This is a genomic window from Rhodobacteraceae bacterium M385 (assembly GCA_025141835.1).
In the GTDB taxonomy this organism is placed as follows: Bacteria; Pseudomonadota; Alphaproteobacteria; order Rhodobacterales; family Rhodobacteraceae; genus Gymnodinialimonas.
Map to the genome: position 1 here is coordinate 834,964 of CP081102.1, position 26,079 is coordinate 861,042.

Genomic DNA, 26,079 nt, shown 5'->3' on the forward strand with positions numbered 1-26,079 from the left:
ATGAGTTTTCCTTTCGCGAAGAAAGAATTCGAAGGAGCATGGCGCTGGAGCGGGTCCACCCCCGATGCGGCACAGGCCCCGGTATTGCCAATCCAGAAAGCTTCTAGCCAGCCGGTATTCTCGGACTGGCTCAACGGCTTTGTAAGCGGTGTTTTCGGGCGTGACCGGACCCATCTGCCCAAGCGCCGCCCCGGTATTGATACGCTCGAGCCGCGCCTGCTTTTGTCGGCGGACCCGCTTACCTCGGTCGCGATGACGATGAGCGCGGGCGAAGCGACCCTGCGCGTTGCTGAAGTCGAATATAATCGCGGCACGGTAGACCACCCCGACAACGTCACGGAACGGCGTGTGCAGCTGATTCAAGGTGTGACGGGCGCGGGCGCCGACAATGTCGTGGCGGAACGCCGGATCATCGAGATTGACGGCAAGAACCGCATCGTTACGGGCGGTTGGGATGAAAGCAGCTCGATCCTGACTGACCTGACTATTGGCGGCAGTTCCGGCGTTGATAAGCTGACAATCGATCAATCCATTCTGAGTCTGGCTGACTTCAACCAGTTTAGCATCAATCTTGGCGCGGGTGACGATGAGATCATCGGTCCAGAGGCCTCGGCCGGGCTTGTTTGGTCGCTTAACGATACGGCCGGCACTGGCGAGTTGGCGATCCTTCAGCCCACGGGTGATGCCACCAATCCCACTGAGGCTGACCGTACCTTGGATAACCGCGTCACCTATGAAGGTGGCCGGGATGAGTTCTTGCAGTTCTCCGGTGTCAAGAAAATCACCGCCGAGGCGACCCGCGATATTATCTCTGATCGCACAGGCGGCGCGGCGGAATATGGGCTGACGTGGTCGTCTTCGGGCGAAGTGACCTTGCAGCAGCGGACCTCGGTTTCGGGCGTGGGCGGCACCGGTAGTGGCGTTGGCGTCACAATTGTTGGGGCCGAAGGTCTCGCGGGCAGTGACGGAAATGATCTGCATGTGAACCTGTCGGGGCAGTCCGTTTCCACAGGCTTTGCAGGCGCTGATCTGAATGCTGAAAGCGGTGAGATCCGCCTTTATGCATCGGTTGATGTCGCGCGTCTGTCGCCCACGATGTTCGAAACCCAGGGCGCCACCGGCATGACCGGCACCGGCGGTATTGATATTGGTCGCGCGGGACGCGGTGTGGATATCAACCTTGGCGGCGGCGTCGACAAGCTGGTTGGCACCGATGATTTGATCGAATGGACGATCACTGGCCGAGGCACAGGTTCGACTTTCGCCGGTAGCGGGACGTTGAATTTCTATGACTTCCCCGAAAGCCCGGCGACCCCGGAAGAGGCGGGCGATTGGATTGAATACGCCAATACTCAAGCCAACTTCTTCGGCGTGGATGAAATCGTGGGCGGCGACCGGGATGACCGCCTGATCCTTGATTATGCTGCGGGCCTGAATGTTCTTATTCAAGGTACTGAAGGGGAGCCTACGGTTGAGGTTTCCGGTGGCGGTGGGGTGGACCTTCGGGCCTCTGCCGTAGAGGTGCTGGATGCCCGCCAAGGTGGCGCGACCATTGATTATCGCAACCAGTCCTATGACGTGACGATTGATTTCGACCTCGGCGAGGCCACAGGTTTCCTGTCGATCAGCGGCTTTACGGGCGCGATTTCCGGCGCGGGCGACGACCAAGTTATCGCCGCCTCCGACACCGTTTTGATCCAGACGGGGGCGGGCGAAGATATCATCACGCTGACCCGCTTCACCTCGGCGGCCACCATTGATGCAGGCGCAGACGAAGACATTTTGCGCGGCGACACAGACGCGCGGTCTAACGAAATCGCTTACGTGGATGACCTTGATCCGAATACCCCGGAGCCAGAGCTGAACGCAGCCGGGACACACTACACCGACCCCTTGGGGAGCGAATTCCGCGTTGAAGTGTTGGACGGCAACGGCGCTGATGGCCGCTACCGTACCGTTCTTGGCAACGGCACCGCGCAGGGGGCTGCCGCCACCTTCGCGAATGTTGAAAGCATCGAGGGGCAAGGCACGTCCGGCGATGACGACACGCTCATCATGGCGCTGTCGGGCACGACGCCAGACCTCGTTTGGCACGTCACCGATGTCTACAAAGGCGTGATCACCGCAGGCGCTGTGACGCTGGCCTATTCCACCATTGCGCGCGGCGTGAATGCGGGCTCGCGTGATCTGACGCTAAGCTATTCGGGCGATGGCAGCGACATCGGGGAATATACCGGCGATGTGATTGTTGACCTGATGGACGGCGTGGCTGCCGGCCTCAACGAATTCTCGGGCGACGTTCAAACGCTGATCGGCTCTGCAAAGAACGATGCCTTGTTGGGGAACGCCGCCACGACGTTGATCCGCGGCCTTGATGGCAACGACCAATTGGGTCTTGTGACGCTGGACGGTGCGACGGCAGAGGGCGGAACCGGGTCGAACACCTTGGCGTACCGCAATGCCACCGGAACCGTGACCCTAACCGGGACAGAGCTTGCGCAACTTGTAGGCACCACGACAACTACGGCCAGCCATTCGGGCATCTCGGATGCTATTATTCTGGCAGATGAGGCAGATACTCTGGGCGTCACGATCAACGCAGCCGCATTTGCGGGCAGCACGATCCTGAAAGGCGCGGCGGGCGTTGACCTGCTCACCAGCGGACAAGGGACAGAGAACTTCTTCATCGCCTCTGGCGGTGCGGATGTGATGACTAACACCAGCACCACAGGCGCGACCTATGTGGGCCAGGACCTTGTGGGCGATTACACCGCTACCAACACCACAGCGGCAATTATCACGGTTTCCACGGTTGGCGCTGTCGATACCCTTAACGGGGTCTTCTCGTTGATCCGCTTGATCGGGGATGAGAACGACAACGTCTTTGATGCATCCGGTCTAACCCACGCCAGTGCCGCGCTGTTTGGCCAAGGCGGAGACGATGATCTGACCGGCGGCGCGCTGGATGACACCCTGTCGGGCGGCGAAGGCCACGATAGCTTCGTTGGCGGCGGCGGGACCGGTGACACGGTTCAGGAAATCGGCTTCCGCTCCTACTTCCTTGGCGCTTCCGGCCTGTTCCACGACCACGAGACCGATACGGGCTCTGTCCTTGGGGTGGATCTGCCCGCCTCGACGGCGGATGGTGATGGCTTTCAGCTAGAGATTGTGGGCCTTGACGGTATCGCCCTATCCACGGCGACCCTGTCGTTTGATGCCGAGACTTTCCAAGTGGAAACCGCCATCAGCGCGCTGCGTCAGTTCGACCAAACCGCCTATGATGTGGTGGTGACCCGTGATGGGGACGGGCGGATCACGCGGGTCGAGTTGCAGTTCAAAGCGGCTTACACGGGCCGCGATCTGGGTCTGGCCATGACGGCGCGGGGGACCAACACCGCCACATCCGGTGGCGTGGCGGCGGCGTTTACGGCCGTTGGCGCTGAAGTTGCAGGCACCCGTTCGAGTGCTGTGGAAACCCTATCGGGGATAGAGATTGCTGACCTGACGTTCGAGACGGAAATCGCGGGCGTGGCGGACGTTGCAGGTTGGTCGGGGACAGTAAAAATCACCGGGTCTGACCGCACAGACCACGTGACTCTTGGAGCGGACGACAGCGCCGCCTTGGGCGACGGCGATGATTATCTGACCTTGACCGGCGCGGGCGCACTTGCCGCTGGTGTTGTACTGGACGGCGGAGAGGGCTTTGACCGTCTGACCGCGCAGACACCCACGCAAGTGTTGACGCTAACCGATGCGACCGTGTCCTTCGGTGCGGGCGCTTCCGTTAATCACGCGAGTTTTGAGGATTATACCCTGCTCGGCTCGGGCCTTGCCGATGTGATTGACGCCAGTGGCCTTGGCGCGGGCGCTTTGACGGCGGCCACCAAGCTTTCGACCCTGAATAACGGGGCCGGTCTGCCGATCCGTATGTCCGACAACGACGCGATGGAGGTCGTGAACCGCGACGAGAATGGTGCCCCCCTTGCGGCGGAAGCCTTCGACAACGGCGAGCGGGCCTATGACCTGAAAGTCATCCACGGGGATGGAACCATCGGCTACGTGGACCTGCAAGAAGGTGCCGAGACGATGGCGGACGTGCTTACCGCCTTCAATGCCGTTGACAATTTGTCGGCGACGATAACGGCGGGGCAATTGATTATCACGTCCAGCATCTCGGGCGATCTTCGGTTTGAAGGCATCGAGGTGGATAATTCCGGCTCTGCCGGGGCACCTACAGCGGCACAGCCCAACCCGGTCGTGACCGATATCTATGTGGACTCCTCGATGCTGGAGGCCTTGGGCCTGTCCGAGGTGGTGTTCAGCGGCAATTCTGTCACCTCGACCTTGGGCAGCGGCATCTCTGCGATGATCGACGGCGGCGCGGGCGATGACACGATCACAGGCTCGGCCGGGGATGATCTGATCATCACGGGCCAAGGGGTGGATAGCGTGACCGGCGGGGCCGGGACGGATCACCTATTGCTGAGCCAAGCAGGTTTGGCGGGCGACTTTACCGTTACCACGGCCACGGGTGGGCGGTTCGACGTTGGCGTTGGCGGGACGACGGCCACGAACTTCGGCGGCATTGAAACGCTGGAAATCCGCGGCGATACCTCGGCGCAGTCGGTAACGGCCACAGATTGGACCGGAAACTTCATCTACCGCACAGGCGGTGGCGCTGACAGCATCGCGAAATCTGGCGGCGTGAATACGATCATCGTCGATAGCCCCACAGGCACACCTGCAACGCCCACCATCACCGGTGCGGCCAATCCGTTGGATCAGGTCTTCATCTCCATGAACGGTGAAGTCACCGCTGACCTTTCGGTTCTTCTGGCCGGGATCACCGATGCGATCACCCTGGGGGCCACGCCGGTCAAGATTGATGAGCTTCGCACCACACGGGTTGAGGCGAACCTGAATGGCAATCTGACGTTCGGCCAGGACACCAATTTCACAGGCGGCGGTCATGTGACGATCGAAAGTGAATCGATCTCCGTGACCAACGACATCATCCAGACCGGCGGCACGCCCGACACAAACCGCCTGATCTTTAAGACCAACCAATTCTCTCAATCCCGTGGCACGATGATTTCCTCCACCGGGGATGTGATGTTCGTGGGCCGCGCGGAAGACCGGCGTTGGACGTCGGGTTTCTACCAGATCAACGCGACCGACATTGACTATTCATTTGGCGTCGATGGCGGCTCTGGCATTGCGGACGTTGAAGGCCGCAACATTCGGATTGACTTGCGCGCAGGCAAATTGCCGGCCGAAGAAATCTCGACCGGTGATACCGACGACGGTGGGTTCAACTTCCTCGAGACTTTGGAAAGCGCGGGCCTGACAATCCTGGATGTGTTGGAGTCCATGTCGCTGATCTCGGCCAACTCGCGCCTTGTGGCGAATGTTGACCTTGTCGCGACCGAGCATTCGCGCTTCACCACCACAGGCACCGGCGAGCACGGCGACCTTGATATTCGCGTTGTGACCGAAGGTGTGAACTCGGCCAAACCAATCGCCATTCTGGCTGGGTTGGGCTTTGGCCTTGGTCAAGTTTATCAGCACATCACTATCGACGCTGACCTTCAGATTTCCGGCGACATGGACCTGCGTTCGATCGTGGATATGTCCAACTCGGTGGTTGCCGGGTCTGGCGGCCTTGCGGGCTTCGGGGTTGGTATCGCTGTTACGGTGACGCTGATCGAGAACACGGTTTCCGTCACCCCCAAAGCGGGGAGCAACATTGTCGGCGACCTGCGGGTCACAGCCGACACGATCGAGCGCATCTATACCGAAGGCACTGCCAGCGCGGGTGAAGACGGCGTTTTGGCCGTGGGTATCGCGGTTGAAGTTGGCATCAACACCACGACCGCACGGGTTGCAGGCGCAGACTTGAGCGTTGGCGGCAATCTTGTCGTGCAGGCCAGCAACCACAAAATGGCGCTGCTCAAGAAGATCGGCTACATCATTCCGTTCCAGACCGTTGGCACCACGGCGGGCGCGGCGGTGGGCACCGTATCTGGCGGCAACTTTATTGACGATGTGATCAAGGGTCTTGTGCCGATCGATGCTGTGAAAACAGTCGCGGTTAGCCAAGCGGCGAAAAAATCCGACAACAAGCTCATCCAATGGGTGAACAGCAAAATGGAGCCGGACCAAAATCCGCAACCGCCGAAATTCCAGGTTTCGGGCGGGATTGGCATCCAGATTGACCACGACACCGTGGAGGCCGCGATTGGGAACGCCGATGGGTCTGCCAGCCTGATCAAGGTCGGTGGCGACACCAGCGTTAACGCGATTGCATCGGTGCGCCCAAAGATGATCGCCACGGCGTTCAGCTCGAACGAGGGCGCGAAGTCGGGCTCTTCTGACATTGCAGGGGCCGTTGCGCTTAATGTGGCGGATATGCACATCCACGCCGACGCGCTGATCGAGTCCGGCATGACCTTGCGCGCGCAAGGCGCAGTCAGTGTGAACGCCAGTTCCGAGAACAAGATTGACCCGTTCGGCATCTGGGGCGGCAACTTGGTGAAGCCGGTGCTTGATGCGGCGGGCAACCCGACGTACCGGCTCGACAACGGTGTGTTGACCGATGGCGACGACGCGCCTGTGACCGGGTCCGTAGATATCTCTGCCGGGGATTTGGTGCAGGATGGGGACACCCGTTGGCGGGCGAAACTGCCCCAGACGGGCATTGACCTGACCACAGAAGATTTCGCCAATGAAGTTGCGAATTGGGAAGAGGTGACCCCCACGGGCACCGCGGTCACCGTCTTCGGGACGGCTGCGAACTACGTGGACGACAACTTTGGTCTAGCGGGCAACCTGTTTGACGTCTGGGCCCAAAGCTATGCGCGGGGCGAGACCTTTGGCCTTGCGATTTCCACGTCTGTCATTGTGCTCGACTACACGGCGAACGCCGAGATCAAGGATGGTGCCAAGGTTGTCGTAACTGCGACGGGCGAAGATAATGGCACCGCTGGCACGGGTAATAACGTCAGCGTCACGGCTGCGGCGCAAAACGATATGATCGCTCTGCATGGCAACTTCGCCCCCTTCGGTCCGACCACTGGCGACAGCGCCAATCCAGAGCGGAACAAAGGTTTCAAGAAGGGCTTGGGCAGCTTCTACACGAACTACAAAAATGAGGTTAAGGGCTCCAAGGCTGTTCAAAACCCATTGGGCGACCAAGAAACTGACAACGCCGTGGGCGCTGCGGTTTCGCTTCTGTTCGAGAGCACTCAAGCAACGGCAACCATCGGCGATGCGACGATCATCGCCAATGATGTCACCATGGCCAGCTCTGCGCGGCATCTGAACTTTGGTCTTGCTGCGGCGGGCGGGAAGGGCGGTGCGCTGTCACTGAACGGATCGTGGAACCACACGACGGTCAACAGCTCGGCCATCAGCCGCATCGGTTCGGGCGCGGATATCACGCTTTCGGGTAACCTCGATGTCGATGCGACTGAATTGACGACGATTGTTCAATTCGCGGGCGCGGTGTCCCAGTCGGAATCCGTCGCCGTGGGTATTTCCGGCCTGACGTTCCTGAGCGACCGACGGGCCGATGCGATTGTCGGCGGTGGTGCCGGTGGCGGCAGCATCGACGTGGACGGCGACGTTACTTTTGATGCGGGCGTAGAGGGCGTCATCATTGGCGGTGCGATTGCCGCAGCTATCGCCAAACCCGCGCCTCCGGCCAGCCCTACAGCAGGTTCCGGCACGACATCCGGCGGAGCAGCCGGGGCCGCTGGCGGCAATGCTGCGCTGCCCACGGGCGTTAGCCAACAGGCGTCTAACAGCAAGACAGGCGTATCGGTTGCGGGTTCTGCCATTGGGTACGAGGAAGACATTTTCGTTCACGCCGACATCACCGGTTTGGCGACATTGAACGCCGGAACCCTTAGCCTGCGGGCCGAGGATCGGGCGAACCGTATTCTGGTGACAGGCGGCGCAGCCGTGACGACCACCGACAAGGGTGTCGGCGTTGCCGGGGCGTTTGTCGTTGTCGTCAGCGATAAAGACATCTCGGCCACCGTTGCGACGAACGCGGGCCAAGCGATGGACCTGACCGCCGGATCGGTCCTGATGAAAGCGGCGGACAAGGCCGTCTACTTCAGCCTAGCCGTTGGAGTTGCGGTCTCAACGGGATCAAAGGGTGTTGGGGTCTCTGGCTCGGTCACCGTGACGGTCGCCAGATCCGAGATTGATGCGGGCTTCCTGGGCCAATCTGACGGGAAGATTAACCTTTCCACTCCCGGCGCGGTCGATCTTGCCACCCGCAACGATTCCGTCTGGGTCCATATCTCGGGCGCGGGCGCTTACGGCGGTACGGCGGGCGTCGGCGTTTCGGTCGGCGTTGTTGTGATGGACAGCTTGCTGGATACGCATCTGGATCACGTTGTTTCTGCGCCCACAATGCCAACTGGGTCGGTCAAAGCGATTGCTGTAAATTCGATCACGCTGGTGAACCTGAGCTTTGGCGCTGCCGTTTCTGGCGGGTCCAAGGGCGGTGCCGGTGTGGGCATGGTTGCCTTCAACATCTACCGCGCGTCCACCGTGGTCAAAAGCGAAGGCGCTGATCTGGACGTTTCGGGCACGGGGGCGATTACGCTTGTGGCCTTCGACGAAACAGCACTGGCCGCCACGGCGGGCGGTGTGGCGATTTCCTCGGGCCAAGCAGCCGTGGGCGTAGCGATTGCAGTGAACATCGCGGACGAGGGCGAAAAGAACGGCACTACACGCGGCACGGAAGTAGTGTTGACCAACACAAGCCTGAGCGCGGGTTCCGGATTGCTCAGCACGATTGCCACCAGCGACCTGACCATGGTGTCGATTGCCGTGGCGGGGGCGGGCTCTCAGCGGTTCGCTTTGGCGGGCAGTGCGGCAGTGAACCGCAACGACATTGGCACCAAGGTGACCGCGGATGAAGCGACGACCTTAACCGGGTCGGGCGCAATTCGAGCCGAGGCGGTTAACGTCTCGGACCACACGGCGCTTGCGGGGGCTGTGGCGATTGCGGTTGATCCATCGGCTGGCGCGTCCGGCGGGGCTGGCATTGCGATCAACTTGATCGACACGGATGTGACAACGCAGGTCAACGGCACGGTCACCACGCCGGGCAATGTCTCGGTCACGGCAAGGGCCGATCAGACCAACGTGACTATCGCTATGGGCGGAGCTGGGTCCGGCGGATTCTCGTTGGGTGGATCGCTGGCGATCACCCACGTGGAAGGGGACGTTTCCGCAACGGTTGCGCCCACAACGGCCAAGACGTGGTCGGTCAATGATTTGACGGTATCGGCGCAAGACAGTTCCTCCGTCACGTCGATTGCGGGCGCTTTGGGCGTCGGCTTGTCGTTTGGCGGCGTTGGCTTGGCGTTTGGCTTTGTGAACATCACGCGGTCAGTCACCTCCTCGGTTGGGGGGCCGGTGACGATCAACGCAGCAGGTCATGTAGAGGTTCTGGCAGGGTCCCGACGCTCCGCGAATGCGGCGGCGGATGATCCCTATCTGGACAACGCGATTGACGGGCTTGGGGACGATGCCTTTAACAGCGACACGGGCGTTGGCGAGCAAGACTTACGCTCGCAAGTGGTGAACATCACGGCGGCAATTGGCGGGTCGAAGATGGTTGGGGTGGGCTTCAACCTGGCCCATACCAAGGTTGACCGGACGATTAGCGCTACGGTTGCCGATGGCGCGACACTGAACCTGAACACCTCCAACACCGCTATTCTGCCGAATGAAGCGGGCCAAACGCGCGGCTTGACCGTGCGCGCCGACGATGCCTCGGGCATCGTGGTCGTTGCCGTGGGCGCGGCGGCGGCTGTGGGGCCAGAGTCTCCGATCGCGGTGGCAATCGCGGGTAGCGTTGCCTATTCGGATATCGAAAGCCATGTGGTGGCCGAGATCGGCGCCGCGACCATTAACCTGAACAACAGCGCCGACCTTGCGGTCCTTTCGCGCAACTCCTCGTTGATCGTGTCCATCGCGTTTGGTGCGGCAGTCGCCGTCGGCGGCACGGCCGGGTCCGGGGCCGTTGGCTTCTCGGCTGGGGTAAACCGGGTCTCGGGCGAGGTCGGATCGCGTCTTTCGGGGACAATCAATGCTACCGGTTCAGCGGCTGGCGCGAATAATATCTTCGTAGATGCCGAGAATACGGCGCATATCGTTTCCGTGTCCTTGGCGGCGGCGATTTCGGTTTCGACTGGTGGCAAAGCCTCCTTCTCGGGCGGTGGCGCGGGGAGTGGCAGCATCATTCGCGGCGCGACCTATGCCGTTGTAAACGATGCAACAATCGCAAACGCCGATACGCTTTCCGTTGACGCAGAGGCCACATCGATCATCACAACTGTCGTTCTGGGCGTCGCGGTTTCTGTGACCGCAAGCGACTCTGGCGGGGCGTTCTCTCTCGGAATCGCGGCCTCGACCAATTCGACCGAAGGGTTGGGGCGTAACATTGCGGGCCTTCCCACGGATGCGGGTTACATCGTCGCTTCTCGGATCGTGGACAGCGATGTCACCCTGCGCGGCGCGCTGAACGTCAATGCGCTGTCGGACCAGAAGATTACCGCAGTTGTCATTGCTGCCTCTGTTGCGGTTGCGGCAACCGGAGGCTTCAGCCTGTCGGCGGCAGGTGCCGGGGCGGGTGCTGGCAACTATGGCCAATCGCGCGTGCTGGCCGAGATTGTGGGAAGCTCGGCCACGGATCGGGTGATCGCAGAGGGCATCACTGTCCACGCGGTCAACGTATCGAAAATTACAGCCGTCATCGGAGCCGCTGCGGTTGGTGTCTCGGTCGCGGGCGGCGGCGGTGCGGCGGTTGCCTTGGCGGCGGCGGTTGCCGTGAACGAGATCGAGGCCTCCACCGTGGCGCGTGTTTCGGGTCTGTCCCATGCGCTTGGGCTCAGCGCTGGCAGCGGTGCGTTGAACATCCTCGCGGATACCACGCGCGGCTCGGGTGGCTCCAAGCAGATGCTTGAAATCAATACAGTTTCCGTATCGGCTGCCGTGGCTGTCACGGCCTCTGGCGCGACCGCGATTTCGGTGTCGGCCTCTGGCGCCTTTGCTTTCAACCGGATCACCGGCGAGACGATCGCCGAGCTTTCGGATATCAACAACGGACAGGCGGGATCGGTTACGGTTCGTGCCCTGAACGAGGCGGATATCGACGCAAATGTTGTGAGCGTTGCGGCCTCTGTGGCGGCGGGCGCGGCTGGCGGGTCCTTGGGCGTGTCCATCGGGGCCGTTGTGGTCTCCAACAAGATCGGCACCAAGGACGACAACTTCGAGATCACGGCACGGGTAAAAGATGCCCGGATGAACGTGACCGGCACGATGGATGTGACGGCAACGAATACCTCCACCATTAACGCCAGCGGTTCAGCCGTGTCGGCAGCGGTGGCAGTGTCCACCGATCTGGCGGGCGCTTTGTCCGGCGCGGGCGCGGGCGTGTATAACACGGTGCGCATGAACACCTTGGCCGAGGTGTCGCGCGACAACGGGCCAGCGGGCGCGAACAACATGTTGACGGTCGGTAGCCTTGCCGTTTCCGCCACGGATACGTCGGACATCGACGCGGTAGCCGTCGGCGCATCGGTTGCAGCAGCGGTTGCTGGTCTGGGTGTCGGTGTGGCCGTGTCCATTGGCGTATCAATCGCCAGCAACGACATTTCCAACAGCGCGATTGCCAAGATTGAAGACAGCGCTTTGGCCTCTGATCTTATGGTTCTGGCGGGTAGCGCCGGAACAGGTGGATCGATCTCGGTTCTGGCTGACAATAACGCGACGGCTTTCGCCAAGGCGGTTGCTGCGTCGGTCGCCGCATCCTTTGGCCTGTTCGGCGGTTTGGCCCTTTCGGGCGCCGGTGGCCGGGCCGAGAACCTTGTCAGCAACGTCAGCGAGGCGCTTGTCACCAATGCACGGCTTAGCGTTCAGGGCCCCGTGGGAACCGGCGCACGCGATCACGGCGGTATCAAGGTAGAAGCAACCAGCGATACCGACCTGACCGCCCATATCGTTTCCGTTGCGGCAGCAGCCTCTGCTGGTCTGGTGGCGGGTGCAGGCTCAATCGGTGTGTCGATCCTCTTTAGCCGCGTGGGCGGCGACGCTGCCGCAGACCGCGAACATCGCACGCGGGCGGTTGTGAGCGGATCGGTTCTGAACGCATCTGGCGCGATCACGATCAACGCCGACGCGATCGAGACCCACCACGTCGAAGCAGCGGCCGCATCCGTGGCGATTGCCATCGGTATCGGCGGCGCAGTTGCCGGTGCCGGTATCGGCGTGACGGTAACCAACTACTCCACGGTCGAGGCCTTGTCAGACAACAGCTTGTTGACGGCAGGTGGCGACATTTCGATCACCTCCTTTGCGGAAACCATCGTTGATGACACCGTGCCCCTTGGCACGCCTTCCACCATGGTCGGCGTCGCGGTCTCGGTCGGACTTGGCGCGATTTCGGTTAACGTGAACATCCTGCATGTGGATGTGGAAAACACCTCCCATGCCTTCATCACCTCGGACGCCAACAGCGGCACGATCGTGGACGCAGGCGGCGACCTTACCGTTGCAGCGGATTCGCTGGCCACAATGGTTGATCTCAATGGTGTGGGTGTCGCGATTGCCGGTGGCGGTATTGCGGCCACAGGCGGCGGTCTTGAAATCACTATGACTGCCGCCAATGATGTGCAGGCCAAGATTGATCTTGGCGGCCGGAACGCTCAGGTCCGGGCGATGAATGGCGACATCATCGTGAAGGCCAACGAGGTTGCGAATTTCGGCAGCGAAGTAGTTAACCTCAACGTTGCGGCTACAGCCATCGGTATTGCGGTTGGTGCGGCTGTTGTGACGAACCGGCATGAATCGACTGTTGCGGCCACGATCAAAGACGCCCGCGTGACCGGGCTTACGGTCACGGCGTTGGCCACAACGGACGTCAACATCAACGAAACAAAGACCACCGGCGTCAGCGTTGGCCCCGTTGCGGTAGAGGTCAACGTTGCCCGGGCCGAGGCCGATGGCCAGACCTATGTCGATGTCGACAATGCCGTGGTCGTCGGACAAGACCTGGTCGATCTGGCGGCGCGGGCGAACCTGTTCCTGCGCTCGACTGCGACGGGCGTTTCCGCGGGCCTTGGCGCCTTTGGCTCTCAGCATACCTATACCGATGCGGGCCAGAGCCATGCCGTTGATGTGGGTGTGAACATCAAAGCCGGGTCCGAGTTGGTATCAACACAGGTCAACATCATTTCTGACCTTTCCACGGATATGTTCGCTCGTTCCACCGCAGGCGGTGGCGGCGGTCTTACCGCCCTAGGCGCGCTTAGCAACGTGCGCGATGATGCGACCTCGAAGGTCACGATTGCATCCGGTACGGAAATTATTGGCGACGGCGTGAACATTGCGGCCCGCGCAGATCGGGAGATGGACGGCAACGCCGACGCCTATTCCATCGCGGTGGCATCGGGGGCGGGTGCCAGCCTGACCCTTGCGGCACTTGGCGATGCGATTGTTGAGTTTGAACAGGGCGCGGGGCGCACGAAGGTCACGGGCCGGGCCATCCAGATCGACAGCTATAACAAGGTCTACAAGGAATCGATCATCAATTCCTCGGACTCCAACACCGTTTATTCGGGGGCGGGGAACCTTGCAGGGCTTAGCATTATCGGTACCAAATCGGACATCGGCACCAGCAGCAACAAGTCCGTATCCAATGTCCTTTTGGGCGACACCTGGATTGAAGGGCAGGGGTCGTTCACCAACCCAAGCCGCGTCACGGTGCGGGCGCTGACCAACCACTCGGTCGCGGATTCCGTGGCCGTTGATGCTGTGTCCGGCCTTGCGGGCCTTGCCGTGGCAACCACATTCCAGACCATCCACGCCGATACGAACGTGTCTATGGACGGCGCGTTTATCGACAACCTTGGCGGCGAGGTAATGATCGAAACCCGTGCCAACCTGCGCAACACCACCGACGCCGCCGTCTTCCAGACCGGCGCGCTGTCTGCCAACCTTGGTATCGACGCTAAGGCCGAGACCTATAGCGCCACCACTATTGATGTGGACGATTCCGTGATCGAAGGGTCGCGGGTCGAGCTGAATGCAGGCAAGGCCAATGGCATCGTGAACTCTACCGTCTCGCGTACGGCGGCCAATGGTAGCCTTGTTTCCTTAAGCATTTCGCTTGGGGTGGCGTTGCAGACCAACACGACGGCCCTGACGTCCACGGTGAATGTGACCGGGGCGAGCAAGATCAACTCTGCCGGGAACCTCGTGCTGTCCGCCGAACGGGGCCTGCTGCAAGAAAGCAACGACGGCTTGGTGCTGGTGCTGGCGATTCCGCCTTACGGCTACAACGTCACCAATCAGGGCGGTCATTCCGCGTCCAACAACGTCAATATCGACAGCGGAGCATCTTTGCGGGCGGGCGTGAACTATCAGACCTATTATGAGGTCGGATACGTCGGCACCAACTCGTTGAACCAATGGGCCGATAACATCAACTCAGGCGATGCAACACGCCAGTTGACTGCCGCCGAGAAGGCCGAGATTGGCGTTGCCGAGAACCAAGATTACACCATTGGTTTCTGGGATTCGAACAACCTTGCCGTTGATGTGGCCCAAGGTGATGTGATCCAGCTGGACGCGGCCAATATGGATCGCTCGACCGGGATTGCGGGGCATTTCTACGTGTTCTTGGGCAGCGGCACGACGCCGATTGTCACCCAGGCGACCGACTATACCAACACGGCGCTTTGGCATGATCTTGGGGCCTCACCAAGCCAGCAGCTGCAAGATGTAGCGGTGAACTCGAACGCGCTGTCGTACATGCGCGATGCCTTCTTTGAGCAGATCGTTGTAGTGCGCGCGGCGCGTCTTGATGATCCGGTGATCTCGGTGGGCGAATTGGCGACGCTTTTGGCGGCGCAGTACCAGCAAGTCCAAGGCTGGATTCGTGACCATAATTCCAACCCCGAAGCGCTCGTGCGTTACGCGGCGCAATTGGCGCAGATCGAAGTGCAAATGCGCCAGCTTGGCCTGACACCGCCAAGCGAAACGGGCGGCGTTCCCGTCGTGAACGAGTCGTTGCAGGCGATCTTTATCACCATGCCCGACATCACGGCGGCACCCGGTTCGATCTACATCCACAGCGATGCCCCGGCCTCGTCCTATAGCACTCTTGTCGGCGGCGCAGACCCGACCCTTCTGGCGCACAAGGACGTGCAGGTTGATGTGAAGTCGGACCTGTTCATGATGCACCGCGTCAACGATGTGGTCATCAAAGACACGCGTATTGCGCGGATCAGCGAAGCGACGGGCGATTATCTGGAGTTTGCGCCGGGCAACATCTACGTCAACGACGCACTCGTCCCCGGCAGCACAGTGCGGTCCGGCGCGGCAGAGGCCGAGATCAATATCCTCGTCAATTCTGGCAACAAAAGTGACTATGCCTACATTGACGCCATCGCCACGATCTATGCCGCCAATAACTCTGTGCCTGATCCAGCAAACCCGGCCAACCTGATCCCAGCGACCCTGCCAAACCTGCCGCCCGATCTCTATCTGCTTGGCGCATTGGTCAACGATCTGGGCGCGGTGAAAGTCACAACATCCACAGGCGCAATCCGCCTGACCGGGACGATCCTTGCGAAGACGGTGAATATCTCGTCGGGCGGTGATTTCATCGTATCGACCGACTGGTATCACGCGGGTGCCAATCCGCAGACCTACGACGGCGTTATTGATTGGCGCGAAGCGATTGAATCGCGCGGTCCGGGCCTGAGCAAGAAGGGTGACAGCAACACCGACTACGGCGTTGAATCCGGCAATAGCGCGTCCGCCACCGAGGGCAGTACCGAAGGCACAACTGCCGCCGACGCCATTGAGGCAGCCAAGATCGCCGCCGCGTCGAAATCGGCTGTGATCGCCAACGGCGTGGTTTCAATCGTTGCGACGAATGTGAACGTGAACGGGCTGATCCAATCTGGCGTGCAGGAAGCCTCCATCTATATCCCGGAAACCTTCACCCCACCGGCAAGCAGCCAATCTCTGATTACGTCGGCTGATGAAGGGTTGGGCGGCATTACGTTCGCCTCGGTCAATGGGACTCAAGTGCCGCTACGGGGCCGTTGGGACGCAACAGAAAAGGCGATCATTCTGGATGACATGGCCTTTGCTGGGGGCCGAATTGAGATTACGGGCAACGTGTTCTCGACAGGGCAGGGCCAGCTTCTGGTGGCCTCGGGCTACGCGAACCTGCGGATTCAGAACCACTCGACTGAAAAGTTGATCCTGAACAATATCGACACCAGCTTGGACCGCGAAGGCGTGATCCAGATCACCGATACCTTGGGCAAACCCGCTGATTGGGTAGCCAAGCGCACGGTCTATACCGAGAATGCCGGTGGCATGGATGTCACCGTGTACAGGGGAGCGATCGCCCGCGATCCGGTCACAAACGACTTCTTGGGCGTGACCTTCACGGCGCAGGGCACGACCAGCCTGAACCAAAACCGCACGACCTATGATCCGAAAGAGGATACGTTCTACATCTGGACCGAAGGCCAGAAACTGACGCTTCAGACGATCGAGACTCGCTACACCAAGACGTTCAACTTCTTCTTCAACTTCGACGCAGGCGCAGGCACGTTGCTGTCCGAAAACGTGGAGCCTGTGGACCCAAGGCCTCTGTCGGAAAGCGAGTCGATCCAGGCGTTGAATGAGATTCAGGCGCTGGGGGGCTGGAACGTTCTGCTCAACAGTAATGGCGTTCCGATCAGCGGTGAACCGACCGAGAACGCTGACATTATCGGGCGCTTCTCGAACGTGTCGAACGCAAAGGTGGACCTGAAAAACGGCGATATCGTCAAGTCCGGCAGCACGTACTATCAGTTCAAAGGCTACAACGGCTCCACCGGCGTTAACCTAGAGGTTGAGCTGAGCGATCTGTTCACCGCAGGCGGTGATCTGAAAACCGACTTCGGGCCCACAAGTGACGATTTGAACAACAGCTTCAACGTCATCACGACCGCCGATTTCGACGAATCCGATGCCGACAAAGGCGAGTATCTCTCCGATTATAAGAACAAGACCGTTACCGAGCGTCGTTGGTCCGAGGGCGGCGGTTACCTGAAGAAAAAGACCGTCTATAATGAGAAGACGACCGTCGAGGGTATCAAGAAATACTGGGATATCGGCCTGCGTGCCGACCATGCGATCGAAGTGGGCTTCCTGACCTCCAGCGCGATCCCGACCGTACATATTGAGAGCGTCGGCGATTTGCAGATCACAGGCAGCATCGAGACGGCAGCACATGCGTCAGTGTCGATCAACAATGTGTTCGGCACGGCCAGCAAAGCAGTGGGCATGAACGGCGGCGCTGTCGTCGCGACCGATCGGATCTCTATCAGTGGTGATTTCCAGGCCATGCGCACGAACGGCAAGGTTGATCTGACGCTGGTGACCTTTGTTGATCCGCCAGCCCCCGCTGCGTTTAGCGCCTTTGCCAGCGCCGCGCTGTTCTCGGCTTCGTCCGAGCCGACGGCGCCGAGCACCGCAAAGATCATTGATATCGTGTCGAATTCCGACATCGAGATTGGCATCGGCTCCAACACCAACGCCGACGGCTCGGTCATCTTGCGCAAAGCCTGGTCCAATGGCGGTAATGTCTACATTAACGCGCCACAGGGTATTTTTGCCGAAGTACGCGCGGGCTCGGAACCGCATATCAAGGGCAACCGGGTGGAGCTGCAATCGACCAAGTCGACCATCGGCACATCAACCAATCCGATCCTGATTGATACCAACGACATGGTTGTGGGCGGCGGCTTTGCGGCTGCGGCTGCATTGGGCGTTCATGTGGTGGAAACCAGCGGCGATATGCACTTGGTGAAGCCTGAAGTGATTACCACGGACTTCATCCGCGAAGATCAGGCAGAGGGCACGATTTCGGTCGGCACGCTGAACGGTATTGTCAGCCTTGGCACCCTCAGCGGCAATATCCTCGACTACAACTTCGAGGATGACACCGCGCTGACAGAAGCCCGCTTGGCGGCGTACCAAGATCGCTTCGGTCTGGCCGATGCCAGCCGCACCATCGCAGGCCGTGCCTTGGACGGCGCGGTTCGGACCGCAAACTCCGAGTATAACGACTATTGGGCTTTGGTCCGCACGCCTGGTGGTTCTGGCCCAGTCAGCGCTGACCTCAATTCCGTGGCGGCGTTCAACACTTTGGTCACCAATACCGCCGCAGCCAATGGCATTTCCGAGGCCGACGCACGGGCGCAACAGACCGCGCGTTTTGCCGATATTCACGCGGCTGAGTATGATAAATCTTACCGCGATACGGCCAGCTACAACGATTACTACGCGATCATCTTCAACGCGGGCGAAACCGTGGCCGTGGCCGATATGTCCACGTTCAAGGCCGAGGCCGCGCGTCAGTTGACCAATAGCTTCGGCACCTCTTTGGCGGAGACCTATGGCTCTATCCACCGTTTCCTTGCGGATCAGGATGTGGCCACTGGCAGCGATGTGCGCACCTATATCGACAGCATCCATGTGGACGCCGTCGACAAACCCGATCTTGGTGCAAGTGTCGGCCTTCAGGCGCTGGTAGATGCTGCATTGCCTGCGGGAGCGACGCCTGAGGAACGGGCTGATGCGATCGAGGCCGCGGTAAACAAATTCCGCATCATCCATGATGCGCTTTGGCAGGCCAGCAACGCGGCGCTGACAGCCTATGTGACTGAAGTCCGCCTAAGCGAGGAAGCGGCAGGCGTCGATACGGATATCGTCGCGATGTTCACCGCCGCTCGCGGCGATATCAGCGCCGATCTTGCGGCGGGCACGTTTGACGCCCTTGTGCCGGGCTTTGATGGGGCGGCTACGGCGGCGTCGATCAACACGGCACTGGAATACCGCTTCACGGTCTTGCACGAGGCCAACATGGACCGCGCGACGCCAAAAGCCACCTACGTCGAAAGCCTGTTCCTGGAGGACGCTGCTCGCGACGCCGCCATCGACGTGGAACTACAGAAAATCGGTAGCATGAACAGCGCCTTGCCGTCTGCTGTGGCCAGCAAGCTTTACCCGCTGCTGCAAGTCGGTGCGATCCTTGGGGGCGCGACTGCCGCCGCCGAGAACGCCAACATCATTGCCCCGGAGGTGATCTTGAACGCCGCTGGCGACAAGGCCGCCGGTGAAGGCCGTATCGGCACGCTGACGGAGCCCGTGGACATTGATTTCACAGCCGATGTGGATATCCACGATGGCCTGTCCAACACGGAAAAACAGAAGCGTCTGGACGCCCAGAACCTGCGCCGCGCCTTGCAAACGCAAGACGTGATTGACGTGGTGCATCAGATCTATGTGCGCACTGGTGGCGAAACGATCATGGCCGCAGGCACCGCGCCTGCCGAGGGCGCGCTCGAGGCGGATAGCGGCAATTGGACCAAGGTGAACATGGTCTTCGCAGACCTCTTGGATGGCGCGCACCCAACGACAACGGTCAAAGCTGGCGAAGTTCTGGTTCTTTGGAACGTCTGGCCCGATCAAACCGGCGGTGACGCAACCGCGCGCACCTACAAGTTGTTCCAATACAACGGTACCGCTGACGCTGTCTTTGATCCGCAAACGGTCAACTGGTCCGCGCCCGGTGGTACATGGACCGACATTACCAACGCGATCAACAAGGTGCCTGAGACCGGCAGCGTGACGGTCGGCGATGGGGAATACTTCAAGGACCTTTGGGACGTGCAACGCGTCTCGGCGCAGCCTTTTGCCGATGTGAACCTGCGGGCAACTTCTACCACGGCGCCGCTGCTGCTCGAGATGATCTCGACCGGGATGGCCGGGATCGGCCACGATGGCGAAACCCTGAATGTACGCAAAGCCGACAGCGGCGGGTTCCTCCGCATTCTGACGACCGGCAACTTGGTGGATGTGTCCGGAACATCGGGCCCTGCGGCCACGGCGCAAGAATACATCAGCCTGATCTCCGATGGCGAAATCGGCTCAGCCGATACGGCCTTCTCGATCAACGCCTCGGGCAACAGCGTGCTGCTGGTGCAAGCCACACGGGACGCCACGATCGAGCAACAAGGCGGCGATCTGACAGTGCAACGGGCGCTTGTCGGCGGTGATCTGACGCTCACCATGGCGAATGGCCTGAAAATTGGCGATATCGACTCTCTTGGGGGGACGGTAACGCTAAATGTGGGCGGCGACGTCACGGACCTTGCGAACGACGATGCAGATCCATCGGCTGATATCACCGCTGTGCGGTTGGTGCTGGACGTAGACGGCAGCTTTGGTGCGCCGGGCCAGCGGGTCGAGACCAACATCGGAACAACCGTCGAAGGCACGGTTGGCGGTGCGCTATATCTGCATGAATTCACCGTGCTGACCCTTGCTAACGCCGGGCTTTCCGTCACCGGTTTTGCCGACATCTTGGCCGAACAATCCATCCAAGGCGCGGTTTCCGGCACGATTACAGCAGCCGGCCTTACGATGCGCTCGAAGCTGGGGAATATCGGCGATGTGGGGCAATCCCTCGACATCCTGCTGACCGGAACGGGAACGCTACTGAATGCGCAGGCGGTTAACGAAATCTGGCTCACGTCTAGAGGCGACATTCGCGTGGATGAGGTTCAATCCGGCAATATCGTGACCATTGCAAGCGACACAAATATCGTGGACGGGAACACCGACAACCTCGTGAATATCGCCACGACGACGGCGCGTTTGCAGGCAGGCGTGGGCATTGGCTCAGTCGGCAATGATCTTGAACTGAACGTGGATCGCCTTGCGATGGATGCGGGCCTTGGCGGCGCAACGGTTGAGAACGTCAAAGCGCTGCGGATTGACGAAAACTACTATGGCGGCTTCGGGGTGAAATCGCTCGGTGATACGCGCATTTTTGTGCGCGAAACGACGGCCCTCACCGAAGATCTCACCATTGATGCCAACATGAGCATTGGTGAAGTGGGCGAAACGCCGAAAAACCTTTACCTCTACGTCGGTGATGACTTTGAGCAAACGGCTGCCAGCTCGATAGCGGTTACGGGCAACCTGAACTTGCAAGTTGACAGCTTTGGCAACGACGGAAACATCGTCATCCCCGCCTTCGGCGACAGCTACCGCATGGGCTCGACCGTCAACATCTTTGGCGCGATCTCCGCCGACAGCACCAACATCGTGGGCGGCGACGATGCCGACAGCGTTTTGATCCAACCCGGCACGCTTAGCGGAAACTTCCAAGTTCTGACCGGCATCGGGAAAGATACGATTACCGTCACTGAATTGGGCGAACGTGACCCAGCGGACCTCTTCCTTCTGGATGGTCAGGCGAATGCCGATGAATACATCATCAACCGCCGCAGTGGCGCGGTAAGCAACGTCATCACGGTCAAGGATTCCGGCAGTGAAAACGACGGCGCGGACATTCTGACGATCAATGGCCGCGACGGTGCCGCGGATGAGGTGCTTGTCCGCAAGAACTTCATTGCGCTTCTGAACGAAAATCCCGATGGCTCGCGGTCCGACAAGTTTGAGCGGATCAACTACGATGTATCGATCAACGGTCGCGTTCGGGTGAATACCCTTGGCGGCGACGATATGATTGCCTCCGATGACACGAGCACCCTGATGACGCTGGATGGCGGAGCCGGGGACGATACGTTCCAAATCGGTCAGATGTTCGGCTCGGACCGGGTCGCGCCAAATGTGCTTCTGGGTGACGAGATCGAGACAAATGAAACCACGCAGGGCTTCTTGTCGGTGGGCAACAGCCACCCGATGGTGGTGTTCGGTGGCACCGGTGAGGACACGTTCAACGTCTACTCTAACAAGGGCCTGACCAAGCTGTATGGCGAAGATGGCAACGACTTGTTCGTCGTGCGTGCCTTTGTGCTGGCAGCGAACCCGAACAAAACAGCGGGCGGCGGCGATGCAGAGGCATTCGGCGGCGGCGGCGACGACAGCTTCTTGTATAACATCAACGCACCGCTCGCCATCGACGGCGGCGCCGGGGTGGATAGCATTGTCGTCTTGGGAACCGAGAAGAACGACAGCTTCCTGATCACCGAACAGGGCATCTTCGGTGCGGGCCTGAACGTGAGCTTCGAGGGCGTGGAACGGGCCGAGATTGACGGTCTGGAAGGCGATGACACCTTCTACGTGCAATCCACGGCGGCCGACATGACAGTCACGGTCATTGGCGGCTTGGGATCGGACTTCATCAGCGTTGCGGGTGATGTCACCACCGATATCGTGTCGCTTGAGGTTGAAGGGTCTTCCGGCATCGTGAACCATGCGGTTCAGTCCGCCGATCCCGCCTATAACGAGATATTCGTGGATGGTTTGCGCCTGAACGTCGCCAACGAGGGCTCTGGCCTGTTCGAGATCGACACCAGCGGCCTTGCAGTGTTGGAAGAGGGCGGCACCCATGGCTTCTACCGGGTGCGCATGACCGAAGCGATTGCTGCGACCGCCTATCTGACGGTATCCGCAACACGGTCCTCTACGCAGGATCGCAGCCTTGCGGGGACGCGCAAAGCGGAGTCTATCATGGTCTCGTCCAGCGCAGCCTCGGGGTATGAGGAGGCTCAGGTTCTGACCTTCACAAACACCACCGCTTGGCAAACCGTCTACGTGCAAGCACCCGAAGACGATGCGGCAGAAGGCACACGTAAGATCGTGGTGAGCCATCAGGCCCTCGCTGACACAACTGCGGCCGCGCCGATTGCGGAACGGATCAACACCACCAAGATCGCCAATGCGGAAGTCACTGTGTTCGACAACGATGCCTACGGCATCCGCGTCGAAGGCAACCCGTCCTCGGTGAACATCGTGGAAGGGGGCGCTACGGCGACCCTGAACATCACCGCTTCGCGCCGCCCCGATACCGGCGAAACCATCGTTTACGAGGTTGATTATCCGGCGGGCGATTACACTGTCACCAGCGCCGATGCGATGACCTATATGGCGGATGGCAAGCTGCACTTGACGTTCACCGATGCCAACTACGCGACAGGTATCGACATCGTCATCACAGCGATTGACGACACGATCGAGGAAAACCGCGAACGCCAGACCTTGGCGATTACCTTTGATGCGGCGGACACCACGCAGGCGTCTTGGGTTGATGTGGCCGATCCAACCGAAGTCGATGTGCGCATCTTCGACAATGACAAGGGCGAGGTTCTGGTAACGGAAACCAACGGCGATACCATCGTTTCCGCCAGCGCGCCGGATACCTATACGCTGGTCCTGTCGAAAGAGCCGACCGCAGATGTGGTCGTCTCGGTCCTGACCGATGGCCAGACCATTGCCGACAGCACCGACCCTCGCTGGAATGCCGCCGATAAGACGGTAACCTTCACCGATGCAAATTGGGATCAGCCGATCACGATTGACCTGACGATTGGCACGGTGACCAGCCAACCACAGCCCACCATTGACCCGGGGGCACAGAACCATCTGCTGTCCGGCATCCAAGGGCCGCTGTTCCTGTTCGGCGGCACAGGCCCCGGCGCGGACCGCGCAATCATCAAGGGCGTGACCTTGCCGACCGAGACCGATACCGACCTTGTGCAGGTCTCCAATCCGGTCAATGAGGATGAGCAAACCGACCGCCTTGTCATGTTCAACGACGGCAGCGCGGCGGTTCAGTCGGGCACGCTGGAGGAAGGCAACCTTTCGGGCTTCGACATGGGCACGACGGATCTGACGCTGAACTTCGGCACCATTGCCGTGCCAGATTTGCAAACCTTCCGGGCGGGTATCAATTACACCAACATGGAAGTGGTGGAACTGCTTTTGGGCTCCAACGCCGATACGCTGGATATCGACAGCACAGCGCAAGGCGCGTTGACGGTTGTGCACGGCGGCGGTGGCGCGGACACGATCCGCGTGACAGCAGGCGCGCAGGCGGGTGGCGCGGATCGCATGTTGGCGATCCTTGGCGATACCACCCAAGACGGCAAACGCTACAACAGCCGCACCGATGCCCTCGATGGGTCGGGCCGCCAGTTTGCCGCCGGTGGCGATGACGTGATTGACGCCAGCGGCGCATCTGGGTTCGTCATTGCTTACGGTGGGGTCGGCAACGACCTGATCACAGGCAGCAACCACAACGACCATCTGCTTGGTGGCTCGGGTGACGATACGCTGCACGCCTTGGCCGGCTCGGATCATGTATATGGTGACAACGGCCTGCGTATTGATCAATCGGTTCGCCTTGATCAGCAGCCTCAGTTGATCTCCATCATCACCGAGCAGGCGCAACCCGATGCGGGCTTCAACGCGCAAACCGGCGATGCCTTGGCGGCTGCGGGCGCTGACCTGATCACAGGCAGCGGCAGCAACCTGGTGGTCGCGGACTTCGGTATCGTGGATCAGATCGCAGGTACAAACCGTGCCTATGACACCGCAAGCCTTGTGGCCGTCCGCTCGGTACGAGAGACCGAAGGTGCCGCCGACGTCGTCACCTTGACCGGAACGGGCCGGGATATCGTGGTGGGCGGCGCGGGTGCCGATGATATCGCCACCGCAGCGGATGAGGCGATTATCTTCGGTGACACCGCGCTTCTCAGCTTCGCAGCAGACGGCGTGCAGGCCCTTGTTGCCACCACATCGGCCACGAACGGCGCGGTCGGTGCCAACGATAGCATCAACGCTGGCAACGGCGCGGAATGGGTCATTGGCAGCGTCGGCGTTGACGAGGTGAACCTTGGCTCTGGCGGCGGTGTCGTTCTGGGCGACAACGGACGTATCGAAGCGGATGCAAGCGGCCAGTTGGTGCGGATTGAGACCATCGAAAGCATCATTGGTGCCGGTGACATCATCACCGCGGGTGATGGAACGACCCATGTCTTTGGCGGTGCCGGTGCAGATGACATCACCACTGCCGGTGGCGACGATGTGATCGCGGGCGACATGGCCGTTCTTACCTTCAACACAGGTGTCCGGTCCGTATTTGAAAGCGTGATCGAAGATCCCGCCCACGGCGGCGACGATTCCGTAAGCTCGGGTGCCGGTGATGATTGGGTGATCCTGGGCGAAGGCGATGACACATCGCTTAGCGCTGCGGGCCTGAACATCGTGATTGGTGACGCAGGCCGGATCGAGGCCGAGGGCGCCACGGGCTTCTACAACCGGGTGGAGTCGACGCAACCTGACACTGGCGGAAACGACTCGATCACCGGCGGCTCGGACCGTGACGTGCAAATCGGCGGGGCTGGCAGTGATCTGCTGATCGGCAACGCGGGCAACGATCTGCTGCAAGGCGACAACGGCCTGCTGACCCGGACCGGCTCCATCGAATTCGGAGAGCGGACGTTTGAAAGCACCTTCATCCGGTCTGGCGATGACGACACGTTGATCGGCGACACACAGGCCGACCCGACAATCGGGCGCGATGTCATGATCGGCGGCATTGGCGATGATTTGTTCAGCCTCGATTATGGAACCGACATTGCGGCAGGCGAATTCCTGCGGCTTCGGTTCGAACCCGTGGGCGGTGGCAAGGACTTGGTCACATCCTTCCTGACGCCCGCTGTTCGCGACCTCGATCTGTTGGTTCAGCTGACCCTTGGCGTGAACTTCGCCTCGGCCCGGTCCGAGATCATCAGCGTCAGCGCCGATGAGGAAGGTTTTGGTCTCGGAGGCACAATTAACCTAGGCACGCTGGAAGGTGAGCGTCTGGATCTGCTGATTGAGCTGGCCGAGTTCTTCGGCGAAGCCGCGACAGATGATCTATTGTCGCTTCTGGCAGAGGCTGGCGGCGCGAATGGGCTGTCTGGTTTCCGTATGATCTCTGAGGGGCAACTTCTGGGCGGCGACGAAGCGAACCCGATCACCGAAGATGGCACTCCGCCCGAGCAAGACAGCGATCAGGGGCAGGGCAACGCGCCCATCCCCGACGATCAAGCGGCCTTGCAACCCGGCGGCGCGGCAGATCTTGCGCAGCTGGAGTCCGAGATTGCGGCCTTCATTGCCCAAACAGATCAAACGCCCCCTTGGCAGATGGGTGGCTGGCGCATAGGCACTTAGGTCAATGATTTGAATATA

General features: G+C 60.4%; 1 protein-coding gene. It reads left to right on the forward strand.

Annotated elements, in window-relative coordinates:
- Positions 1 to 26,061 carry an LEPR-XLL domain-containing protein gene (locus K3728_04215; GenBank protein ID UWQ96449.1) on the forward strand — a complete coding sequence of 8,687 codons (26,061 nt, stop codon included), beginning with the start codon at positions 1 to 3 and terminating at the stop codon, positions 26,059 to 26,061.
- Positions 26,062 to 26,079: the final 18 nt, after the last annotated feature.